This is a genomic window from Pseudomonas sp. FG86 (genome assembly GCF_057808775.1).
In genome coordinates this window covers 173,567-191,847 of record NZ_JBMDIS010000006.1, presented here as the reverse complement: position 1 = coordinate 191,847, position 18,281 = coordinate 173,567, and the positions used below count along the sequence as shown (strand labels likewise).

Sequence of the window (18,281 nt, the reverse complement as noted above, 5' to 3'; positions counted from 1 at the left end):
TTCTCTCGGGAAGCTCGACCCTTCGACGTTGAAGGTGCGGCTATATGTTGGGTGTTGGGAAAGCTAATGCAGTGGTTGTGCCAAGTTGCATGACCCTCGCATTTATTGGCCCAATCGCTCTTCATTCCCTGTTTTTTCGCACCATTTGAACGCGCGCTGCCCACATCTGGCGCATGGCCAGGCTGTAGATGCGAGCACGCTCGTTCCTACAGGTACAGCGTGTAGAGCAGCACCAAGTTGATCAGCAGTGAGACCAGCGCCAGGGTCCGCCAGACCTTCAGGGGTTCGCGCTCCAACAGCGGGCGTGGTCGCACGCTGAGTTCGTGGCGGTCGGCCTGTTCCAGCGCCAGCAACCATTCTTCGGCGGTTTCGTAGCGCTGGGTGGGATCGGCGGCCACGGCCCGTTCCAGGCTGTGGGGCAGCCAGTCCGGCAAATCGGGACGATAGCGACTGGCGCTGACCGGCAAGTTGAACCTTGGCCGTTGGAAGGCTTCGATTTCGCCGTAGGGATAATGCCCGGTCAGCAGGTAATACAGGCTGACGCCAACACTGTACAAATCTTGTTGCGCCGTAGGACGTTCGCCATTAAATGCCTCGGGTGCAATAAAGCTCGGGGTACCGGGCAGCAGGTGGGCGCGGTCTTCGGACAGGCCCGGACAGTAGGCCAGGCCGAAATCCAGCACACGCAACTCGGCGTCGTCGCCCAGCAGCAGGTTTTCCGGCTTGATGTCGCGGTGCAGGATTTGTCGGCGGTGCAGCAGGCCCACCGCGCGCAACAAACGTTCGGCGATGGACTGCCATTGCGCCAAGGGTAATGGGCCTTGGTGCTGGAACAGTTCGGCGAGGGTTTGCCCTGGGTATTCACGCATCACGTAGTACAAATGCTGACGCCCGCTGGCGGGATGGACTTCAGGAAACGCGCGCCCGGCCACTCGGCGTAGAAACCACTCCTCCGAGAGCAGGGCTTGGCCGGCGTCGCTGTCGTCGTCGCGACTCAGGGGCAGGGTCTTGAGCAGCCAGGGTTGCTGCTGGGCATCGCGGACCCGGTACAGTAAGGACTGACGGCTCTGCGCCAGCACGCATTCCACCTGCCAGCCTTCAAAGTGTTGGCCAACCTTGAGCGGCGGCGGCAGTGGCCATTGCTGCAACTGCACCAGGGCGTCGCCGAGGGTGGCTGCGCCCCGTTGATCGATGCGCACCAGCAGGGCGCTGGCATTGTCCTGGCTACCCGCCAGGTGTGCGGCGTTGACCAGGGTGGTCACCGCGAGGTCGAGGTCGGTCTGCTCGCGCAGGATCGCACGGATGCTGTGGTCGCCCAGGGTGGCCCATACGCCATCGCTGAGCAGCAGGAAACATTCGCCCTCACGCAGTTCGCCATCGAGGAAGTCCAGCACCAGGTGTTGATCCAGGCCGAGGGCGCGCTTGAGCACGTGCTGCATGCCCGGTTGTTCCCACACGTGGTCCGCGCTGATGCGCAGCAGTTCATCGTCCAGCCAGCGATATACCCGGCAATCGCCGACATGCGCCAGCGTAAAGCGCTGGCCGCGAAATACCAGGGCACTGAGGGTGGTCAGCAGCGGCTGGCCGCCGCCATTGGCTTGCAGCCAGCGATTCTGTGCGAGCAATAAACGTTCGAGTGCCTGGGCCACGCCCCAGGTTTGCGGCGTGGCGTAGTAGTCCAGGGCCAGGGCCTGCAAGGTCGAGCGCGCGGCCAGGCCACCGTCGGCGCACTGGCTGACACCGTCGGCCAGCGCGCACAGGTAGCCCTTGCTCGCGGCCAGTTCCGCCACGGGGGTGACCACGCGCAGGGCATCCTGGTTTTCGGCGCGGGGGCCGATGGCGCTGGCCTGGGCGACGCTCAGTTGCAGGCTCATCAGACGCGTGCGGCGGTCACGGCGGCCGAACCCCAGGTGGTTCTCCAGCGCCGCTTGACGCCGTGCAGGCCGAACCAGGCCAGCACGCCCAGGCTGGCGAACAACCACAAGGCCAGTTGATAGCTGCCGGTGCTCTGCTTGATGGCGCCCATGCCCGCCGCCAGCGCGAAGCCGCCGATACCGCCGGCCATGCCGATCAGGCCGGTCATCACGCCAATTTCACGCCGGAAGCGCTGGGGCACCAGTTGGAACACTGCGCCATTGCCGGCACCCAGGCCGAGCATGGTGCAGACGAACAAGGCCAGTGCCGCGTAGGAGCTGGGCAGGTTGAAACCCACTGCCGCGATGCAGATTGCCGCCACGCTGTACATGCCCAGCAGGGTGCGAATCCCGCCGAAACGGTCTGCCAGCGCGCCGCCCAGCGGGCGCATCAGGCTGCCGCCAAACACGCAGGCGGCGGTGTAGTAACCGGCGGTCACCGGGCTCAGGCCGTACTGGTCGTTGAAGTAGCCGGGCAGGGCGCTGGCCAGGCCGATAAAGCCGCCGAAGGTCACACTGTAGAAGAACATGAACCACCAGCTGTCGCGGTCACCCAGGGCCTTGAAGTAGTCACTCATGGACTTGGCTTTCGGGCGTTCAGGCGCATTGCGCGCGAGCCAGGCGAAGACGATCAGGGTCAGGATCAACGGGATCAGGGCGAAGCCGAACACATTGCTCCAGCCAAACGCGGCGGCCAGTACCGGTGCCAGCAGGGCTGCAAACACGGTACCGGAGTTGCCGGCTCCCGCGATGCCCATCGCTTTGCCCTGGTGTTCGGCCGGATACCACTGGGAGGCCAGGGGCAGGGCGACGGCAAAGGACGCACCGGCCATACCGAGGAACAGCCCCAGCAGCAACGCTTGTTCGTAGCTGTGGATTCCCACTTTCCAGGCGATGAACAACGCCGCGATCACAATCACCTGGCCGATCAGCCCGGCGGTCTTGGGCGACAGCTTGTCGGCCAGCATGCCCATCAGGAAGCGCAGCACCGCGCCCGCCAGGATCGGCGTCGCGACTACCAGGCCGCGCTGTTGGGTGGTCAGGTGCAGGTCGGCGGCAATCTGCACCGCCAGGGGGCCCAGCAGGTACCAGACCATGAAGCTCAGGTCGAAATACAGGAACGCGGCAAACAGGGTCGGGGTGTGCCCGGATTTCCAGAAGCTTGATTTCATCACGCACCTCAACGGTTGGGAGTCTTGTAAGAAGGCCTGGTGATGGAACAGCCGGCTAAGGCCGCCCCACCGGCCCCATGCACTGGGGCCAAAACGAAAAAACGCCGCCACCGGGTTCGCGAGGGCAAACCGGATGTGCGACGTCTTTGTCGTGGAGGGGCAACCGCCGTTGGTTACCTGTGAAGATTCTTTAGCAAGAGCTGAGCCAGGTCAGCCGAGCAGCTCGCTCATGGCGATGATCTGCTCCGCCACCTGGATCAGTTTCTGCTGGCGGCTCATGGCCTGGCGGCGCATCAGGGTGTAGGCCTCTTCCTCGTTGCAGGCCTTCATTTTCATCAGCAGGCCCTTGGCCAGTTCGATGCGCTTGCGCTCGGCCAACTGCTGGTCGCGGGCGTGCAACTGGGCGCGCAGGGCCTGGTCGCTTTCGAAGCGTGCCATGGCCACGTCGAGGATGGGCTGCAGGCGCTGGGCCTGGATGCCTTCAACGATGTACGCGCTGACGCCGGATTTGATCGCCTGGCGCATCACACTGGGGTCGTGCTCGTCGGTAAACATGACGATGGGCCGGGGTTGGTCGCGGCTGACCAGCACCACTTGCTCCATGACATCGCGACCGGGTGACTCGGTATCGATCAGGATCACATCCGGACGCACCGTTTCGACGCGCGCGGGCAGGTCGATGGTCAGGCCGGACTCGTCGATCACCTCGAAACCGGCCTCTATCAGTGCCGCCTTGAGGCGCCCGACCTTGCGCGGGGTGTCGTTGATCAACAGGATTCGCAACATATCAGTCCTCCTGTCAGCGCAGGGCTTGGCGGCTGGCGTGGTCGGCCATGGCATGCAGGCGGAAGCTGCGGGCATAGGCGACGGGGTCGGCGCCGTCCCAGATCTTGCCGTCGATCAATTGGCTGCTGCGCATGTCCTGGTCCCTGGCAGGCAACCCAAGTGCCTCGGCGGCCTGGCGATAGAGCGCCAGTTGCTGGACCTGCCGCGCCACGCCGAGGTAGTCCGGGTCTTCGCGCAACAGGCCCCAGCGACGAAATTGGGTCATGAACCACATGCCGTCGGACAGATACGGCAGGTTCACTGCTCCATCGGCAAAGAACCGCAGCGCATGGGGGTCTTGCCACTGGTTACCGAGGCCATCGTCATAGTGACCCAGCAGGCGCGGCTCGATGCAGTCGAGCGGGGCGTCGAGGTACTCGCGGGCGCTGAGCAACTGAGCGGTAGAGCGACGGTTCTCGGTGCTTTGCTCGATAAAACGACTGGCTTCAAGGATCGCCATGACCAGCACGCGGGCGGTATTGGGGTATTGGTCGACAAAGGCTTGGGTGCAGCCGAGGACTTTTTCCGGATGATTGGGCCAGATTGCCTGGCTGGTCGCCAGGGTGAAGCCTTGGTTTTGCTTGACTGCGCTGGCGCTCCAGGGTTCGCCGACACAGAAGCCGTCGATACGCCCGGCCTGCAGGTGCGCGACCATTTGCGGCGGCGGTACCACCACGCTCTCCACATCCTGCAACGGGTGAATGCCTTGGCTCGCCAGCCAGTAATACAGCCACATCGCATGGGTGCCGGTGGGAAAGGTCTGGGCAAAGGTCAACGGTGTTCGGCTTTGGTGCACATGGCGATCCAGTGCCTCAGGAGTGACCACGCCTTGTTGTTGCAGGCCGTGGGACAGGTTGATGCTCTGGCCATTCTGGTTCAGCCCCATCAGCACCGCCATGTCGGTCGGGGCGGTGCCGCCAATGCCCAGGTGCACGGCGTAGATCAGGCCATACAGGCCGTGGGCGGCATCCAGTTCGCCGCTGACCAGTTTGTCGCGCAGGCTGGCCCATGACGACTGACGCTTGAGGTTCAGCGTCAAACCATAGGGTTGGGCGAACCCCTGGGTTGCCGCAACCACCAGCGAGGCGCAGTCGGTCAAGGCCATGAAGCCTAGGTCGAGGCTGCTCTTTTCCGGGGCGTCACTGCCGCTGACCCAGGCCAGAGGGTCTTTTATCGGGCTGCTGCCTACCGAATCGTTCATCAGTGCCTACCTTTTCGTTCAAAAAAAACGTCGTCCCTTCAGATGGCGGTGTAGGCCATTGCAGGTAACGACGCCTTTGTCCGTAAGCCCGCTCCGTCGTTGGCGCGTGCTCTGATGCAGAGTGCAAAGCAAGGCACATGCCACGGGGCGACAGGCGCCGTTCGCCGTCAACTTTTCATCAAGATTGAAACCCGGCCGGCTTTCAGTATGGCTGACTCTTTACGCCAGACCGCCCAGGAATCCCACGGTGTACGCTGACTTATCCGCAACCACGACCGTTCATTGGCCTTGCCGCTGGCTGCTATGCGCTGTACTGATGCTGGGCTGCGCGTCTGCGTGGGGGGAGACCTACCAGGCACAGGATGAAAGCCTTCACACGTTTTTTACCGCGTTGTCAGTGCCCTTCGGCCTGCCTATCGTCGTCAGCCGGGAGGCCGCCCGCCGACGCATCAGCGGCACCTACGACTTCGGCAACGCGCGGCAGGTCCTGGAGGCGGTTGCCCGGCAATACGGCCTGATCTGGCACAGCGATGGCCAGGTGCTGCACCTCTACGACGCCGGCGAGGCGAAAAGTTCGGCAGTGGCGCTGCGGCATATTTCCGTTGAAAAGTTGACTGGGCTCATGCGCCGCTCGGGCCTGGATGATTCGCGTCACCCCCTGCGACAGAGCGGGGAGCGGATGTTCTATGTGGCCGGGCCGTCGAACTATGTGGACCAGGTGTTGCGGCTCGCGCAAACGCTGGACCGGCCGCAGGCTGATTTACGCGTGGGCCCCCACACATTCGGTGTGGTGCAGGTGTTCAACACCCACGTGGCTGACCGTCGGTACGCCATGGGCGATGACCACGTGAATGTGCCGGGGGTGGCGTCGATGATCGAGACCCTGTTGGCCAACGAGCGCAGGCGTAACCCGCAACCAGCGAATGACATGCTGGCTGACAAGAGCCTTTCGGTATTTGCGTACCCGGATACCAACAGCCTGTTGATCAAGGGCACCCCTGCCCAGGTGCGTTTTATCGAACGACTCGTCGCGGAACTGGATATGCCCAAGCGGGCCATTGAGGTGTCGTTATGGCTGGTGGACGTGGACAGCGAGGAACTCAGGAAGATGGAGATGGGCTGGCCTGACGAGGCCAACCCTTCAGCCGCGGCGACGCGAGTGCTGGAGCCTTCGGAAGATAATCGCTTCATGGCGTTGGTCACTGCGCTGGAGCGTCGACGGCGGGCCAGGGTGGTGACACTGCCCGTGATATTGGCCCAGGAAAATGTTCCCGCCGTATTCCAGGACAACCAGACTTTTTACCTGCCACGACCTGGAGAAGACGGTGGCGACTGGCAGCCCGTTCGGTACGGCACCCAGGTCAGCGTGTTGCCGCGCTTCACCCATGGCAATGAAATCGAGATGCAGATCAACGCTGTCGATGGTCAGCAACTGGGCAAGGGCCGGAACCGTAAACAATCGCCTGTGGTGGGGAATGTGGGCATCAGCACGGTGATTCGGGTGCCTCAGGGCCGGCGCCTGTGGATAGGGGGCTTTCAGCGTGACGCCGAGTCCTTGGCGCGGGGCAAGGTGGCAAGCCGTGGAGGCGAGGTGCGCCTATTCGTGATCCAGGCTCGGGCGGTAGGTCACGAACCGAGAACACTCAACGGCGCCGTGGGGCCGCCCCTCCTGACCCAGGCTCAATACGAGCGCGTGCAACGTGCGTTCGTTCGGCCTGTCGCAAAGCCCTTCAATGATCGTCAGCCCACAGGCGGATCGATCGAAGGGGAGCGGCATGAGGTTTATCTCGACAGTGATGCTCAGTGAGGGGTGATGAAGAAACGTCTTACGCATGGTCTCCCACAAAGCCTCGGATGTATGGGTTTTTTCCTAGCGTGGTTCGACCGCCAGATTTCTATAGTCATGTCTCTCGTGGTTTGGCCGGCACTGGCAATGAGGCCCTTCAATGTCAGTAGTCGGATGCAGAGGTATGTATGACCGTCTTGAGTGAGCGAATGACGACGGCAACCCTGTTTTTTGCGCGCTGGACCCTTCACGGTGATGGCCGGTTGACCGGTGACGGCGTGGATATTCAATTGCCGCCCAAGGAGTGGCACGTGCTGCGGCTGCTGCTGGTTTCCGGCGGCGAACTGATGACCAAGGATCGGCTTCTGGAACTGGCATGGCCCCATGGGGAAGTTGCGGAGGAGTCGTTGACCCGTTGCATCTATTCCTTGCGTAAGCACCTCAGGGCGGACAAGGGCTTCATCAAGACGATCTATGGCAGGGGCTATCGTTTCACCTGTGCCGTGAGTATCGAGGAGCATGAGCCGCGCCGGGCCGGGCAGGGGCGCGTGGGCCGCATATGTTCGGCCTGCGGCCAGGTGAGTCATGGGTAAACCCTGGTACACCGGCCTGTTGCTGGCGGTGCTGGCGTGGAGCAATGAGGCACTGGCTTACTGCTGGGAAGAGGTGGCAGCCCGCTATGACATCGAAGCTGAATTGCTGCAGGCCATTGCAGCGGTGGAGTCGGGGTACCGCGCGCATGCGATGAATTACAGCAACAGCAATGGCACCCGCGATATCGGTTTGATGCAGATCAACAGTATTCATTTGCCGCGCCTGCTCAAGCAAGGCATTACCGAAGAGCGCCTGTTGAGTGAACCTTGCCTTTCGGTGGAGGTGGGTGCGTCCATTCTTGCGCAGTTCATCGAGCGCTTTGGCTACAACTGGACGGCCGTGGGTTCCTACAATGTGGGGGCGGGGATGGGGCCCGAGCGGGAAGCGTTGCGCATGCGCTATGCCGAAAAGATCTGGGCGCGCTATGAGGAGCTGGTGGCGTTGCGCAACTGACGATTGGGCGGCACGCCTCGCATGCAGCCCATCACCCCGGCTATAATCGCCGCCACCTTTCGCCGCCATCCGAGTCTAGCCCGCCCATGTATACCCTGGCCCGCCAGCTGTTGTTCAAACTCTCTCCGGAAACCTCCCACGATCTGTCCCTGGACCTGATCGGTGCGGGTGGCCGCCTGGGGCTCAATGGCCTGGTATGCAAGGCACCGGCGAAAATGCCGGTGTCGGTGATGGGGCTCGACTTTCCCAACCCGGTGGGGCTGGCTGCCGGCCTGGACAAGAACGGCGCGGCAATCGACGGTTTTGCGCAGTTGGGTTTCGGTTTTGTTGAAATCGGTACGGTGACCCCACGCCCACAACCGGGCAACCCCAAGCCACGGATTTTCCGCTTGCCGGAAGCCGAGGCGATCATCAACCGCATGGGGTTCAACAACCTGGGGGTTGATCATCTGTTGGCGCGGGTTCAGGCGGCGAAGTACAAGGGCATCCTTGGGATCAATATCGGCAAGAATTTCGACACGCCGGTCGAGCGTGCCGTGGATGACTATCTGATCTGCCTGGACAAGGTCTACGCCCACGCCAGTTATGTCACGGTCAACGTCAGCTCGCCCAACACCCCGGGCTTGCGCAGCCTGCAGTTCGGCGACTCCCTCAAGCAATTGCTCGAAGCCTTGCGCCAGCGCCAGGAAGACCTGGCGGTACGCCACGGCAAGCGTGTGCCCCTGGCGATCAAGATCGCCCCGGACATGAGTGATGAAGAGACCGTGCTGGTGGCCCAGGCCCTGGTGGAGTCGGGGATGGACGCGGTGATTGCCACCAATACCACCCTCAGCCGCGTGGGTGTCGAAGGCCTGGCCCATGGTGACGAGGCGGGCGGCCTGTCAGGCGCGCCGGTTCGGGATAAGAGCACGCACATCGTCAAGGTACTGGCAGCCGAGCTGGCGGGGCGTTTGCCGATCATCGCGGTGGGCGGTATCACCGAAGGCAAGCACGCAGCCGAAAAAATCGCCGCGGGCGCGAGCCTGGTGCAGTTGTATTCCGGCTTTATCTACAAGGGCCCGGCGTTGATTCGTCAGTCGGTGGATGCCATTGCAGCCTTGCCCAAGGCCTGAGAGGCGCGCAATAAAAAGGGCTCCTTAAGAGGAGCCCCTGGGCCGAAGCCCGCCGCCTGGATAAGGCGTGCGTGGTTAAGTCGTTACATATTCGTGGTGGTGTCGGAATTAAATGCCCTTGATTAGCCGACGGCGTGAAGTTCGTTGAGTCTGTGGATGCCCGCAGTGCCTGTCATACCGTCCCAGTTGTCGCCGCGTCCTTCTCGCCAGCCGTTGATCCAGGCTTGGCGTACCGACGGTAGAGTAAATGGGCAAAGCTCACGGGATTTGCCATGAACGCCATATTGATATCCGCGTAAAAATGCTCTTTCCAACGGATCACGCTTAAGTCTTCTCATAGGGTGTTTCCCTCACTTGTTGACTGTCTAGATATCCTTCGGCCTCGTCCGAGGCCGGGCAGAGTTTTTCTGCCGTTGGTGGGCTCGCTGCCGGCGTGGCGAGCCAAAGTGTCGACACCGTTACGGCGCCAACCTGTGTTGAGTTCTAACCAATAGGTCACATGGATTCAATGATCGTTTTGTCATAAGCACGTAACGATAACGATGCTATAGCCATAAGCTGGGCTGGCTTTTCGCCCCATTTATGGGGTAAAGCCAGCTATGATGTGCCCTGCGAAGAGGATTGGTTCAGTCCCTTAGTGAGAAAGACCGCCCGTTGCAGTCGGTTATTATTCGACGAAGGGTCGGAATATTTCTTTTTGTTTCATCAGATGATCTATCTGCCCCGTCAATCAAGGCCAAAAGGCCCGGCAGGCGGGGTGGGACGGCACATTCGTGCCACGCGGGCACTCTTCAAGAAAAGTGCCTGATTGAAAACCGAACCGGCGATGCGTTGCCCGTTCATTTATTGCTGAAAAGCCTGGATTGCCCATGTCGGACCGTTTTGAACTCTTCCTCACTTGCCCCAAGGGCCTCGAAGGCCTGCTGATCGAGGAAGCCGTCGGGCTTGGCCTTGAGGAAGCCCGCGAGCACACCTCGGCCGTGCGCGGCATGGCCGACATGGAAACCGCCTACCGCCTGTGCCTCTGGTCGCGCCTGGCCAACCGTGTATTGCTGGTGCTCAAGCGCTTCCCGATGAAGGACGCCGAAGACCTCTACCACGGCGTGCTGGATATCGAGTGGCAAGACCATATGGTCGCCGACGGCACCCTGGCCGTGGAATTCAGCGGGCATGGTTCAGGCATCGATAACACCCACTTCGGTGCGCTGAAGGTCAAGGATGCGATCGTCGACAAGTTGCGCACCCCAACCGGCGAACGTCCGTCCATCGACAAGATCAACCCGGACCTGCGCATCCACCTGCGGCTGGACCGTGGCGAAGCGATCCTGTCCCTGGACCTCTCCGGCCACAGCCTGCACCAGCGCGGTTACCGCCTGCAGCAGGGTGCTGCACCATTGAAGGAAAACCTGGCGGCCGCGATCCTGATCCGCGCCGGCTGGCCGCGCATTGCGGCTGAAGGCGGCGCGCTGACTGACCCGATGTGCGGTGTCGGTACCTTCCTGGTGGAAGGCGCGATGATCGCTGCCGACATGGCTCCCAACCTGAATCGCGAGCAGTGGGGCTTCACCGCCTGGCTCGGTCACGTGCCGGCGCTGTGGAAAAAGCTTCACACCGAAGCCAGCGAACGTGCCGCCATCGGCATGAACAAGCCACCGCTGTGGATTCGTGGCTACGAGGCGGACCCGCGCCTGATCCAGCCCGCGCGTAACAACGTCGAGCGTGCCGGTCTCAGCCACTGGATCAAGATCTATCAGGGCGAAGTCGGCACCTTCGAGCCGCGCCCGGACCAGAACCAGAAAGGCCTGGTGATCTGCAACCCACCCTACGGCGAACGCCTGGGTGACGAAGCCAGCCTGTTGTACCTCTACCAGAACCTCGGCGAGCGCCTGCGCCAGGCGTGCATGGGTTGGGAAGCCGCGGTGTTCACCGGTGCTCCGGACCTGGGCAAGCGCATGGGTATCCGCAGCCACAAGCAATATGCGTTCTGGAACGGCGCCTTGCCGTGCAAACTGTTGCTGATCAAGGTCAACCCGGACCAGTTCGTCACCGGCGAACGCCGTACCCCGGAACAGCGCCAGGCCGAACGTGAGCAAGCGGCTTATGACCAGGCCCCGACTGAGCCGCAAGAGCGCCAGTACAACAAGAACGGCAACCCGATCAAACCTGCGCCCGCGCCGGCCCCTGTGGTTGAGCAGGCGCGCTTGAGCGAAGGCGGGCAGATGTTTGCCAACCGCCTGCAAAAGAACCTCAAGCAACTGGGCAAGTGGGCCAAGCGTGAAGGTGTGGACTGCTACCGTGTGTACGATGCCGACATGCCGGAATACTCCATGGCCATCGACCTGTACCACGATTGGGTGCACGTGCAGGAATACGTTGCGCCGAAGTCCATCGACCCGGAGAAAGCTTCGGCGCGCATGTTCGATGCCCTGGCGGCCATTCCCCAGGCGTTGAACATCGACAAGAGCCGCGTGGTGGTCAAGCGTCGCGAGCGCCAGAGCGGCACCAAGCAGTACGAACGCCAGAGCGCCCAGGGCAAGTTCACCGAAGTCAGCGAAGGCGGCGTGAAGTTGCTGGTCAACCTGACCGACTACCTCGACACCGGGCTGTTCCTCGACCATCGCCCGATGCGCATGCGCATCCAGAAAGAGGCGGCCGGCAAGCGCTTCCTCAACCTGTATTGCTACACCGCCACGGCGAGTGTGCATGCGGCCAAGGGCGGTGCGCGCAGCACCACCAGCGTCGACCTGTCCAAGACCTACCTGGACTGGGCACGTCGCAACCTTTCGCTCAACGGTTTCTCCGACAAGAACCGCCTGGAGCAGGGTGATGTGATGGCGTGGCTGGAAGCCAGCCGCGATGAGTTCGACCTGATCTTCATCGACCCACCGACCTTCTCCAACTCCAAGCGCATGGAAGGTATCTTCGACGTGCAGCGTGACCACGTGCAGTTGCTCGACCTGGCCATGGCCCGCCTGGCACCGGGCGGCGTGCTGTATTTCTCGAACAACTTCCGCAAGTTCCAACTGGAGGACAACCTCAGCGCACGCTATGCGGTGGAGGAAATCAGCGACAAGACCATCGACCCGGATTTTGCGCGCAATGCCAAGATCCACCGGGCCTGGAAAATCACCGCGCGTTGATTGTCCGGCTCATGAGCCGCAAGCCTGGATTTTTCCGGGCTTGCGGCTTTTTTTACGCTGGTCAAACCCTGGACCGATGGCTATAACTAAAACCTAGCCAAAGTGACACCCCCCGCACGCTGGCGTTGTGAGTGTTGCCTATGTCGTTGCAAGCCGTTCGCCCGAAAATCCTAGGCTTTATCAGTGAGCAGGCGTCGGCTTGGCTGGTGGCGTTGGTGGTATTACTGGCGGGTTGTACGTTGACAACCATCGTCGCCTGGGCGGCGTCCGACCTCGACCAACAACAGGAGCGCCAGCGTTTCCAGTTGCTGGTCAACGAGCGATTCAGCCGCCTGCAAGAGCGTTTCGAGGACCAGGAGCAGCGCCTGGGAAGCCTGCGGCGTTTCTTCGTCAACTCCGATGAAGTGTCCCGCGAAGAATTCGAGGGTTTCGCCCAGCCCTTGCTGCAGCGCGCCCGCGCCTATGCGTGGGCACCACGGGTGTCGCGTGATCAGCGCAAGCTGTTTGAGCAGCAGGTGTCTCGCCAGCGCGGTACGCCCTTCAACATTCGCGAGCTGAATGCAAACGGCGAACTGGCACCCGCCGCCGAGCGTGATGAATACGTACCGGTGCTGTACAGCCAGACCCTGAGCCTGCTCGTCTCGCCCCTGGGCTTTGACCTGCTGGCCCAACCCCTGCGCCGCTCGGCCCTTGAGCGTGCGCAAAAGAGCGGCAAGCTGGCGGTGTCGCAACCCATGCAATTGGTGGGTGTGGAACCCGCCTACGCCACCGGGGTGTTGTTGGTGGCGCCGGTCACGGCCCATGGAGCGACTGAGCCCCACGGCTTTGTAATGGCTGTGATCAGCATGCGCCAACTGGTGGCCGAGGGCCTGCCCAGACCCGACCGCGATAACCTGGCGATGCAGATTGTCGACACATCCGACCTGCAACAGCGGCTGTTGTACGAGTCCGGTAGCGCACGGGTCGACAGCGACCTCAGCGCCGTGCGCCGCCTGACCCTGGGCGACCATGTCTACGCGCTTAGCTTGCGCCCCAGCGAGATGTTCGAGCAGGCCAATTACTCATCATTGGCGTTGATCCTGGCCATGGGCGGGCTGCTTAGCCTGTTACTCAGCGCCTTGCTCTACGTCCTTGTCAGCCAGCGCCAACGTGCGTTGAAACTGGTGCAACAACGCACCATGCAGTTACGCGCCCGTGAACAGGAATTGCGCGGCGCCCATGGCCAGTTGCGCAGCGTATTGAATGCCGCCACCCAGGTGGCGATCATTGCCACTGATCTGCGTGGGGTGATCAATACATTTAACGCCGGCGCCGAGCAGATGCTTGGCTTCAAGGCCGAGCAGGTGTTGGGGCGTTCGACGCTTGAAAGCCTGCATGTGCCCGCAGAACTGGAAGCGCGGGCCACCAGTTTGAGCGTGGCGCTGGGCAAACGGATCCCGCCGAGCCAGGCGATGCTGGTGGAAAGCCCGGACAGCCAGCATGAGGCCAGTGAATGGACCTTGGTTCGCGAGAACGGCAGCCAGCTGACGGTCAACATGCTCGGCACGGTGTTGCTGGATGACCACGGTTTATGGGTGGGATACCTGGCGATCTACCTGGATGTGACTGAGCAAAAGCGCGCTTACGAGGCATTGGCGGCGCGGGATCGCTTGCTGAAAAAACTCAGCGCCCATGTGCCTGGCGGGATTTTCCAGTTCACCCTGGAGCCCCAGGATAACTGGCGCTTTATCTACGCCAGCGATGGCATGCGCGATATTTATGAAATCGAGACCGGGATGTTGCAGCAGGATGCGAAGAAAGTCTTCGAGCGCATTCATCCCCTGGATGTGGAGCGGGTACGCGCGTCGATTCGTTTGTCGGCGCTGCAATTGAGCCATTGGCGCGAAGAGTACCGCGTGCAATTGCCACAACGAGGCCTGCGCTGGATTCGAGGCGAAGCCACACCGGAAGAACTGCCGGCAGGCGGTACGTTGTGGCACGGTTATGTGTCGGATATCACCGACCTCAAGCGCGTGGAAGAAGAGCTGCGTACGTTGTCCATCACCGACTCCCTGACCGGCATCCATAACCGTCGGTATTTCCAGGATCGCCTCAAGACCGAGATGCTCCGCCTCAACCGCACGGCCGGAGCGCTATCGGTGATCATGCTGGATATCGATCACTTCAAGCGAATCAACGACCAGCATGGGCACGGGGTCGGCGACGGCGTGTTGCAGGAGCTGTGCAAACGCATCGGCCAGCGTCTGCGCCGTACGGATGTGTTCTGCCGCCTGGGTGGCGAGGAGTTCATGGTGCTGTGCCCCAACACTGATGGCGAGCAGGCCTACCGCCTGGCGATGGAGTTATGGCAGTCGTTGCGCAGTGCGCCAATGGAACCGGTGGGCATCGTGACTGCCAGCTTCGGGGTGGCGAGCTGGCGGGTGGATGAAGGCGTTGACGGTTTGCTGTTGCGTGCTGACTCGGCGGTGTATGTGGCCAAGCAGGCGGGCAGGGACCGAGTGGCCGCAGAGGAAGTACAGGCTTGAGGACCGACGCCGGAGCACCCGTGGGAGGGCACGAGCCTCTCCCACAGGAGGACGGCGGTGTGGCCTAGAGAACGGGCGCTGCCGCCGCCAGTTTCGGCTGGCGATACAGGTCCAGCAGCACCTGGTCCAGTACCGACGACGCACCCCATGGCTTCGTATCGTTGAGGATCGCCACCACGGCCCAGGTATTGCCATTGTTATCGCGGCTGAACCCGGCGATCGCGCGCACGGTGTTCAGGGTTCCGGTCTTGACATGGGCTTCGCCGCGCATCGCCGTGGTCTTCAGGCGTTTGCGCATGGTGCCGTCGGTGCCGGCAATCGGCAGCGAGCTGATGTATTCCGCCGCGTAAGGGCTTCTCCAGGCCGCTTGCAGCATCTCAGCCATCTCACGGGCGCTGACCCGTTCGGCACGGGACAGGCCGGAACCGTTCTCCATCACCAGGTGCGGCGAGGTGATGCCTTTCTTTGCCAGCCACTGGCGTACCACTCGCTGGGCAGCCTTGGCGTCGTCGCCGTCCGCGTCGTTGCGGAACTGCGCGCCCAGGCTCAGGAACAGCTGTTGGGCCATGGTGTTGTTACTGTATTTGTTGATGTCGCGGATGATTTCCGCCAGGTCTGGTGAAAACGCACGGGCCAGCACCTTGGCATCCTTGGGCACCGGCGCCTGGATATCGCGGCCCTGGATCGTGCCGCCCAGCTCCTGCCAGATTGCCCGAACGGCACCCGCGGTGTAGGTCGCGTGGTCCAGCAACGACAAATAGGTTTGTGAGCTGCAACCTTCAGCCAGTTGGCCGCTGACGGTGACGGTGACACTGCCGTCCGCGGCGGTGACCGGGTTGTAGCGCACATCGCCGGTGCATTGCTTGGCGTTGGAGACCTTGACCTGGTTATCGATACGAATGCTGGCGATCGGCGGCTCGACCGATACGAGCACCCGCCCCGAATCGTTGCGCGTCACGAAGCGCAGGGCCTTGAGGTTGACCAGCAGAGCGTCGGGCTTGACCAGGAAGGGCTTGTTTTCGTCGTTGCCGTCGTCATTGAACTCCGGCAGTTGCGGCTGGGTAAAGAAGCTGCGGTCCAGCACCAGGTCGCCGGTGACTTGTTGCACGCCATTGGCGCGCAGGTCACGCATCAACAGCCAGAGCTTTTCCATGTTCAGCTTGGGGTCGCCGCCGCCCTTGAGGTAGAGGTTGCCGTGCAAGACGCCGCCACTGAGGGTGCCGTCGGTGTAGAACTCGGTCTTCCACTGGTGGTTGGGCCCGAGCATTTCCAGGGCCGCATAGGTGGTGACCAGCTTCATGGTCGAGGCCGGGTTCACCGAGACGTCGGCATTGAATACGGTGGGGGTACCGGGGCCGTTCAGGGGAATCATCACCAGTGACAGCGCGGTGTTTTGCAGCTTGGCTTTCTGAAGGGCCTGCGCGACGCTGGGCGGCAGGGTGTTGTTGATCGGCGCGGCGGTAATGGAAAAACTCAGTGGCAGGAGAAAACCGGCAAGCAGTAATGGACGCAAAGATTTGATCATAAGGAATAAGACCCTGCTGCTGACGAGGGGGAAAAGGCGAGGGGTATGTAAGAAAATCCCTCATTGGTCATGAAAGTGTCGGCATTATGCCCCAAGGTGGAGCCCGTTGTAGCTGAACGATAGCTGCTAATCGGCGTTTTTTTTGCGTGTAGCTGGCCGCCTGTACCAGAGAGTCGGGCAATCGCCACCTTAAACTGCTAAAGTGCCGCCCGTTATTACTTATGAGGATTGTTCCAATGGCGACTAACCGTTCCCAGCGTCTGCGCAAAAAACTGTGCGTTGATGAATTTCAAGAGCTGGGTTTCGAACTGAACCTGGACTTCAACGAAGGCCTGAGTGAAGAAGCTATCGACGCTTTCCTCGAAGCATTCATCAAAGAAGCCATGGAAGCCAACGGCCTGGGTTATGTTGGCGGCGACGACTACGGTCTGGTTTGCCTGCAGAAGCGTGGCTCGGTCTCCGAAGAGCAGCGTGCTGCTGTTGAAGCCTGGCTGAAAACCCGCTCCGAGCTGACCAAGGCTGAAGTCAGCCAGCTGCTGGACGTGTGGTATCCGGAAAAGCCGATCAACGCGGCTAAGTGATACTGAAAAAACGGCGACCCGAGGGTCGCCGTTTTTTTATGCCTTGCGCCCGTTCAGAATCAGCAGCGTCAACACCCCCGCCACAATCCCCCAGAACGCTGAACCGATGGAAAACAACGTCAGCCCTGACGCCGTGACCATAAAGGTGATCAGCGCCGCTTCCCGTTCCTTTGGCTCATTCATGGCAATGCTCAGGCCATTGATGATCGAGCCAAACAAGGCCAGCGCTGCAATCGATAGCACCAGTTCCTTGGGTAACGCTGCGAACAACGCTGCCAGTGTGGCGCCAAATACGCCGGCAATTGCGTAGAACACACCACACCAGACCGCCGCTGTGTAGCGCTTGTTGCGGTCTTCGTGGGCGTGTGGCCCGGTGCAGATGGCTGCGCTGATCGCTGCCAGGTTGATCCCGTGGGAGCCGAACGGCGCCAGCACCAGCGAGGCCAGGCCGGTAACGGTGATCAACGGCGAGGCCGGCACGTTATAGCCGTCGGCGCGCAGCACGGCGACGCCGGGCATATTCTGCGAAGTCATTGCCACCACGAACAGCGGAATGCCAATGCTGATGGTCGCTGCCAGCGAGAAGTGCGGAGTGGTCCACACCGGCGTCGCCACTTCCAGGTGGAAGCCGCTGAAGTCCAGCAGGCCCATCAAGCCAGACAGCAGGGTACCGATCACCAGCGCGGCCAGCACCGCATAGCGCGGCGACAGGCGCTTGATGATCAGGTAGGTAAAAAACATCCCCAGCACCAGGCCGGTACGATGTTGCGCGGCGACAAATATTTCGCTGCCGATCTTGAACAGAATGCCCGCCAGCAAGGCCGCCGCCAGTGAAGCCGGAATACGCTTGACCAGTTTTTCGAAGCTGCCGGTCAGCCCGCACAGGGTCACCAGCACTGCACAGGTGATATAGGCACCGATCGCTTCGCCATAACTGACGCCGCCCAGGCTGGTGATCAATAGCGCTGCGCCCGGTGTCGACCAGGCAATGGTGATCGGCGTGCGATAACGCAGGGACAGGCCGATGCTGCACACCGCCATGCCGATGGAGATCGCCCAGATCCATGAAGAAATCTGCGCCGTGGTCAGGCCGGCGGCTTGTCCAGCCTGGAACATCAGCACCAGGGAGCTGGTGTAGCCGGTCATCATGGCGATAAAGCCGGCGACGAGGGCGGACGCGGAAGTGTCGGCCAGCGGGCGCAAGGGCGCTTGGGTGGCGTCGGTCATGGATAGGTGTTCCTTTTACCTGACCCCCTCCTTGTAGGAACGAGCGTGCTCGCGAAAAGCGTCAACGATAACGCGGGCGCCCTGGATGTTCGCGACGCGCTCGGATTCTTCGCGAGCAAGCTCGCTTCTACAGTGGGGTGTCGTTCGTGGGAAATCTTGGATTCAAGCCTAAACTCAAACGTAACTACTCATTGCAATACAGCCGGCGCCGCAAACAGCCGTACAGT

At 61.7% G+C, this 18,281-nt stretch carries 14 protein-coding genes; 7 read left to right on the top strand and 7 right to left on the bottom strand.

The features are described 5' to 3' along the window. Positions 1 to 206: 206 nt before the first annotated feature. From ACODSV_RS06445 to ACODSV_RS06430, 4 genes are all read right to left on the bottom strand, one after another. The gene (locus tag ACODSV_RS06445; protein WP_150053910.1) at positions 207 to 1,874 is read right to left on the bottom strand and encodes a bifunctional protein-serine/threonine kinase/phosphatase; all 1,668 of its coding nucleotides are present in this window, start codon (positions 1,872 to 1,874) and stop codon (positions 207 to 209) included. Beyond that, positions 1,874 to 3,085 carry a nitrate/nitrite transporter gene (locus ACODSV_RS06440; protein WP_041160996.1) on the bottom strand — a complete coding sequence of 404 codons (1,212 nt, stop codon included), beginning with the start codon at positions 3,083 to 3,085 and terminating at the stop codon, positions 1,874 to 1,876. The genes ACODSV_RS06445 and ACODSV_RS06440 overlap by 1 nt, the downstream gene beginning before the upstream one ends. A gap of 210 nt (positions 3,086 to 3,295) precedes the next feature. Then, positions 3,296 to 3,871 carry an ANTAR domain-containing response regulator gene (locus tag ACODSV_RS06435; protein ID WP_024076866.1) on the bottom strand — a complete coding sequence of 192 codons (576 nt, stop codon included), beginning with the start codon at positions 3,869 to 3,871 and terminating at the stop codon, positions 3,296 to 3,298. A 13-nt stretch (positions 3,872 to 3,884) separates the two neighbouring features. Then, the gene (locus ACODSV_RS06430; RefSeq protein ID WP_150053909.1) at positions 3,885 to 5,111 is read right to left on the bottom strand and encodes a CmpA/NrtA family ABC transporter substrate-binding protein; all 1,227 of its coding nucleotides are present in this window, start codon (positions 5,109 to 5,111) and stop codon (positions 3,885 to 3,887) included. Positions 5,112 to 5,358: 247 nt separating this feature from the next. Here ACODSV_RS06430 and sctC point away from each other — a divergent pair, with 247 nt between their 5' ends. The 4 genes from sctC (at position 5,359) to ACODSV_RS06410 (ending at position 9,056) form a co-directional block, all read left to right on the top strand. Beyond that, positions 5,359 to 6,918 (top strand): type III secretion system outer membrane ring subunit SctC, encoded by a 1,560-nt coding sequence (gene sctC / locus ACODSV_RS06425; RefSeq protein ID WP_411741548.1) that lies wholly within the window; start codon positions 5,359 to 5,361, stop codon positions 6,916 to 6,918. A 167-nt stretch (positions 6,919 to 7,085) separates the two neighbouring features. Continuing rightward, positions 7,086 to 7,490: a winged helix-turn-helix domain-containing protein gene (locus tag ACODSV_RS06420; protein ID WP_102623539.1), complete on the top strand. Its 405-nt coding sequence runs from the start codon at positions 7,086 to 7,088 to the stop codon at positions 7,488 to 7,490. Continuing rightward, positions 7,483 to 7,944, top strand: a complete 462-nt coding sequence (locus ACODSV_RS06415; protein ID WP_024076862.1) for a transglycosylase SLT domain-containing protein — start codon at positions 7,483 to 7,485, stop codon at positions 7,942 to 7,944. The genes ACODSV_RS06420 and ACODSV_RS06415 overlap by 8 nt, the downstream gene beginning before the upstream one ends. A gap of 86 nt (positions 7,945 to 8,030) precedes the next feature. Continuing rightward, positions 8,031 to 9,056, top strand: a complete 1,026-nt coding sequence (locus tag ACODSV_RS06410) for a quinone-dependent dihydroorotate dehydrogenase (RefSeq protein WP_069076766.1) — start codon at positions 8,031 to 8,033, stop codon at positions 9,054 to 9,056. A gap of 122 nt (positions 9,057 to 9,178) precedes the next feature. Here the strand turns inward: ACODSV_RS06410 and rmf are convergent, their stop codons facing one another. Further along, the gene (rmf, locus tag ACODSV_RS06405; RefSeq protein ID WP_002553055.1) at positions 9,179 to 9,394 is read right to left on the bottom strand and encodes a ribosome modulation factor; all 216 of its coding nucleotides are present in this window, start codon (positions 9,392 to 9,394) and stop codon (positions 9,179 to 9,181) included. A 531-nt stretch (positions 9,395 to 9,925) separates the two neighbouring features. Between rmf and rlmKL the strand changes: the two genes are divergently transcribed. After that, entirely contained in the window at positions 9,926 to 12,196 is a 2,271-nt protein-coding gene (gene rlmKL / locus ACODSV_RS06400) for a bifunctional 23S rRNA (guanine(2069)-N(7))-methyltransferase RlmK/23S rRNA (guanine(2445)-N(2))-methyltransferase RlmL (RefSeq protein ID WP_024076860.1), read from the top strand. A 140-nt stretch (positions 12,197 to 12,336) separates the two neighbouring features. Next, a complete protein-coding gene (locus ACODSV_RS06395) occupies positions 12,337 to 14,721 on the top strand; it encodes a sensor domain-containing diguanylate cyclase (RefSeq protein WP_150053907.1) in 2,385 nt (794 codons plus the stop codon). 64 nt (positions 14,722 to 14,785) lie between these two features. Here ACODSV_RS06395 and dacB read toward each other — a convergent pair whose 3' ends face one another. Then, on the bottom strand, positions 14,786 to 16,246 hold the full coding sequence (gene dacB / locus ACODSV_RS06390; RefSeq protein WP_024076858.1) for a D-alanyl-D-alanine carboxypeptidase/D-alanyl-D-alanine endopeptidase: 1,461 nt from the start codon (positions 16,244 to 16,246) through the stop codon (positions 14,786 to 14,788). A 236-nt stretch (positions 16,247 to 16,482) separates the two neighbouring features. On the opposite strand from dacB, the gene ACODSV_RS06385 reads away from it, so the two are divergent. Beyond that, positions 16,483 to 16,827, top strand: coding sequence for a YggL family protein (locus ACODSV_RS06385; RefSeq protein ID WP_150056527.1), 345 nt, complete (start codon positions 16,483 to 16,485; stop codon positions 16,825 to 16,827). Positions 16,828 to 16,863: 36 nt separating this feature from the next. On the opposite strand, the gene ACODSV_RS06380 is transcribed toward ACODSV_RS06385, so the two are convergent. Further along, on the bottom strand, positions 16,864 to 18,054 hold the full coding sequence (locus ACODSV_RS06380; RefSeq protein WP_150056528.1) for a benzoate/H(+) symporter BenE family transporter: 1,191 nt from the start codon (positions 18,052 to 18,054) through the stop codon (positions 16,864 to 16,866). Positions 18,055 to 18,281: the final 227 nt, after the last annotated feature.

What these genes read in the sequence shown, in the direction of transcription:
- dacB (WP_024076858.1), bottom strand. Translation starts at nt 16,246, where the DNA reads ATGATCAAATCTTTGCGTCCATTACTGCTTGCCGGTTTTCTCCTGCCA.
- ACODSV_RS06380 (WP_150056528.1), bottom strand. Translation starts at nt 18,054, where the DNA reads ATGACCGACGCCACCCAAGCGCCCTTGCGCCCGCTGGCCGACACTTCC.
- ACODSV_RS06430 (WP_150053909.1), bottom strand. Translation starts at nt 5,111, where the DNA reads ATGAACGATTCGGTAGGCAGCAGCCCGATAAAAGACCCTCTGGCCTGG.
- ACODSV_RS06410 (WP_069076766.1), top strand. Translation starts at nt 8,031, where the DNA reads ATGTATACCCTGGCCCGCCAGCTGTTGTTCAAACTCTCTCCGGAAACC.
- ACODSV_RS06415 (WP_024076862.1), top strand. Translation starts at nt 7,483, where the DNA reads ATGGGTAAACCCTGGTACACCGGCCTGTTGCTGGCGGTGCTGGCGTGG.
- rmf (WP_002553055.1), bottom strand. Translation starts at nt 9,394, where the DNA reads ATGAGAAGACTTAAGCGTGATCCGTTGGAAAGAGCATTTTTACGCGGA.
- rlmKL (WP_024076860.1), top strand. Translation starts at nt 9,926, where the DNA reads ATGTCGGACCGTTTTGAACTCTTCCTCACTTGCCCCAAGGGCCTCGAA.
- ACODSV_RS06440 (WP_041160996.1), bottom strand. Translation starts at nt 3,085, where the DNA reads ATGAAATCAAGCTTCTGGAAATCCGGGCACACCCCGACCCTGTTTGCC.
- ACODSV_RS06420 (WP_102623539.1), top strand. Translation starts at nt 7,086, where the DNA reads ATGACCGTCTTGAGTGAGCGAATGACGACGGCAACCCTGTTTTTTGCG.
- ACODSV_RS06445 (WP_150053910.1), bottom strand. Translation starts at nt 1,874, where the DNA reads ATGAGCCTGCAACTGAGCGTCGCCCAGGCCAGCGCCATCGGCCCCCGC.
- ACODSV_RS06385 (WP_150056527.1), top strand. Translation starts at nt 16,483, where the DNA reads ATGGCGACTAACCGTTCCCAGCGTCTGCGCAAAAAACTGTGCGTTGAT.
- ACODSV_RS06395 (WP_150053907.1), top strand. Translation starts at nt 12,337, where the DNA reads ATGTCGTTGCAAGCCGTTCGCCCGAAAATCCTAGGCTTTATCAGTGAG.
- ACODSV_RS06435 (WP_024076866.1), bottom strand. Translation starts at nt 3,871, where the DNA reads ATGTTGCGAATCCTGTTGATCAACGACACCCCGCGCAAGGTCGGGCGC.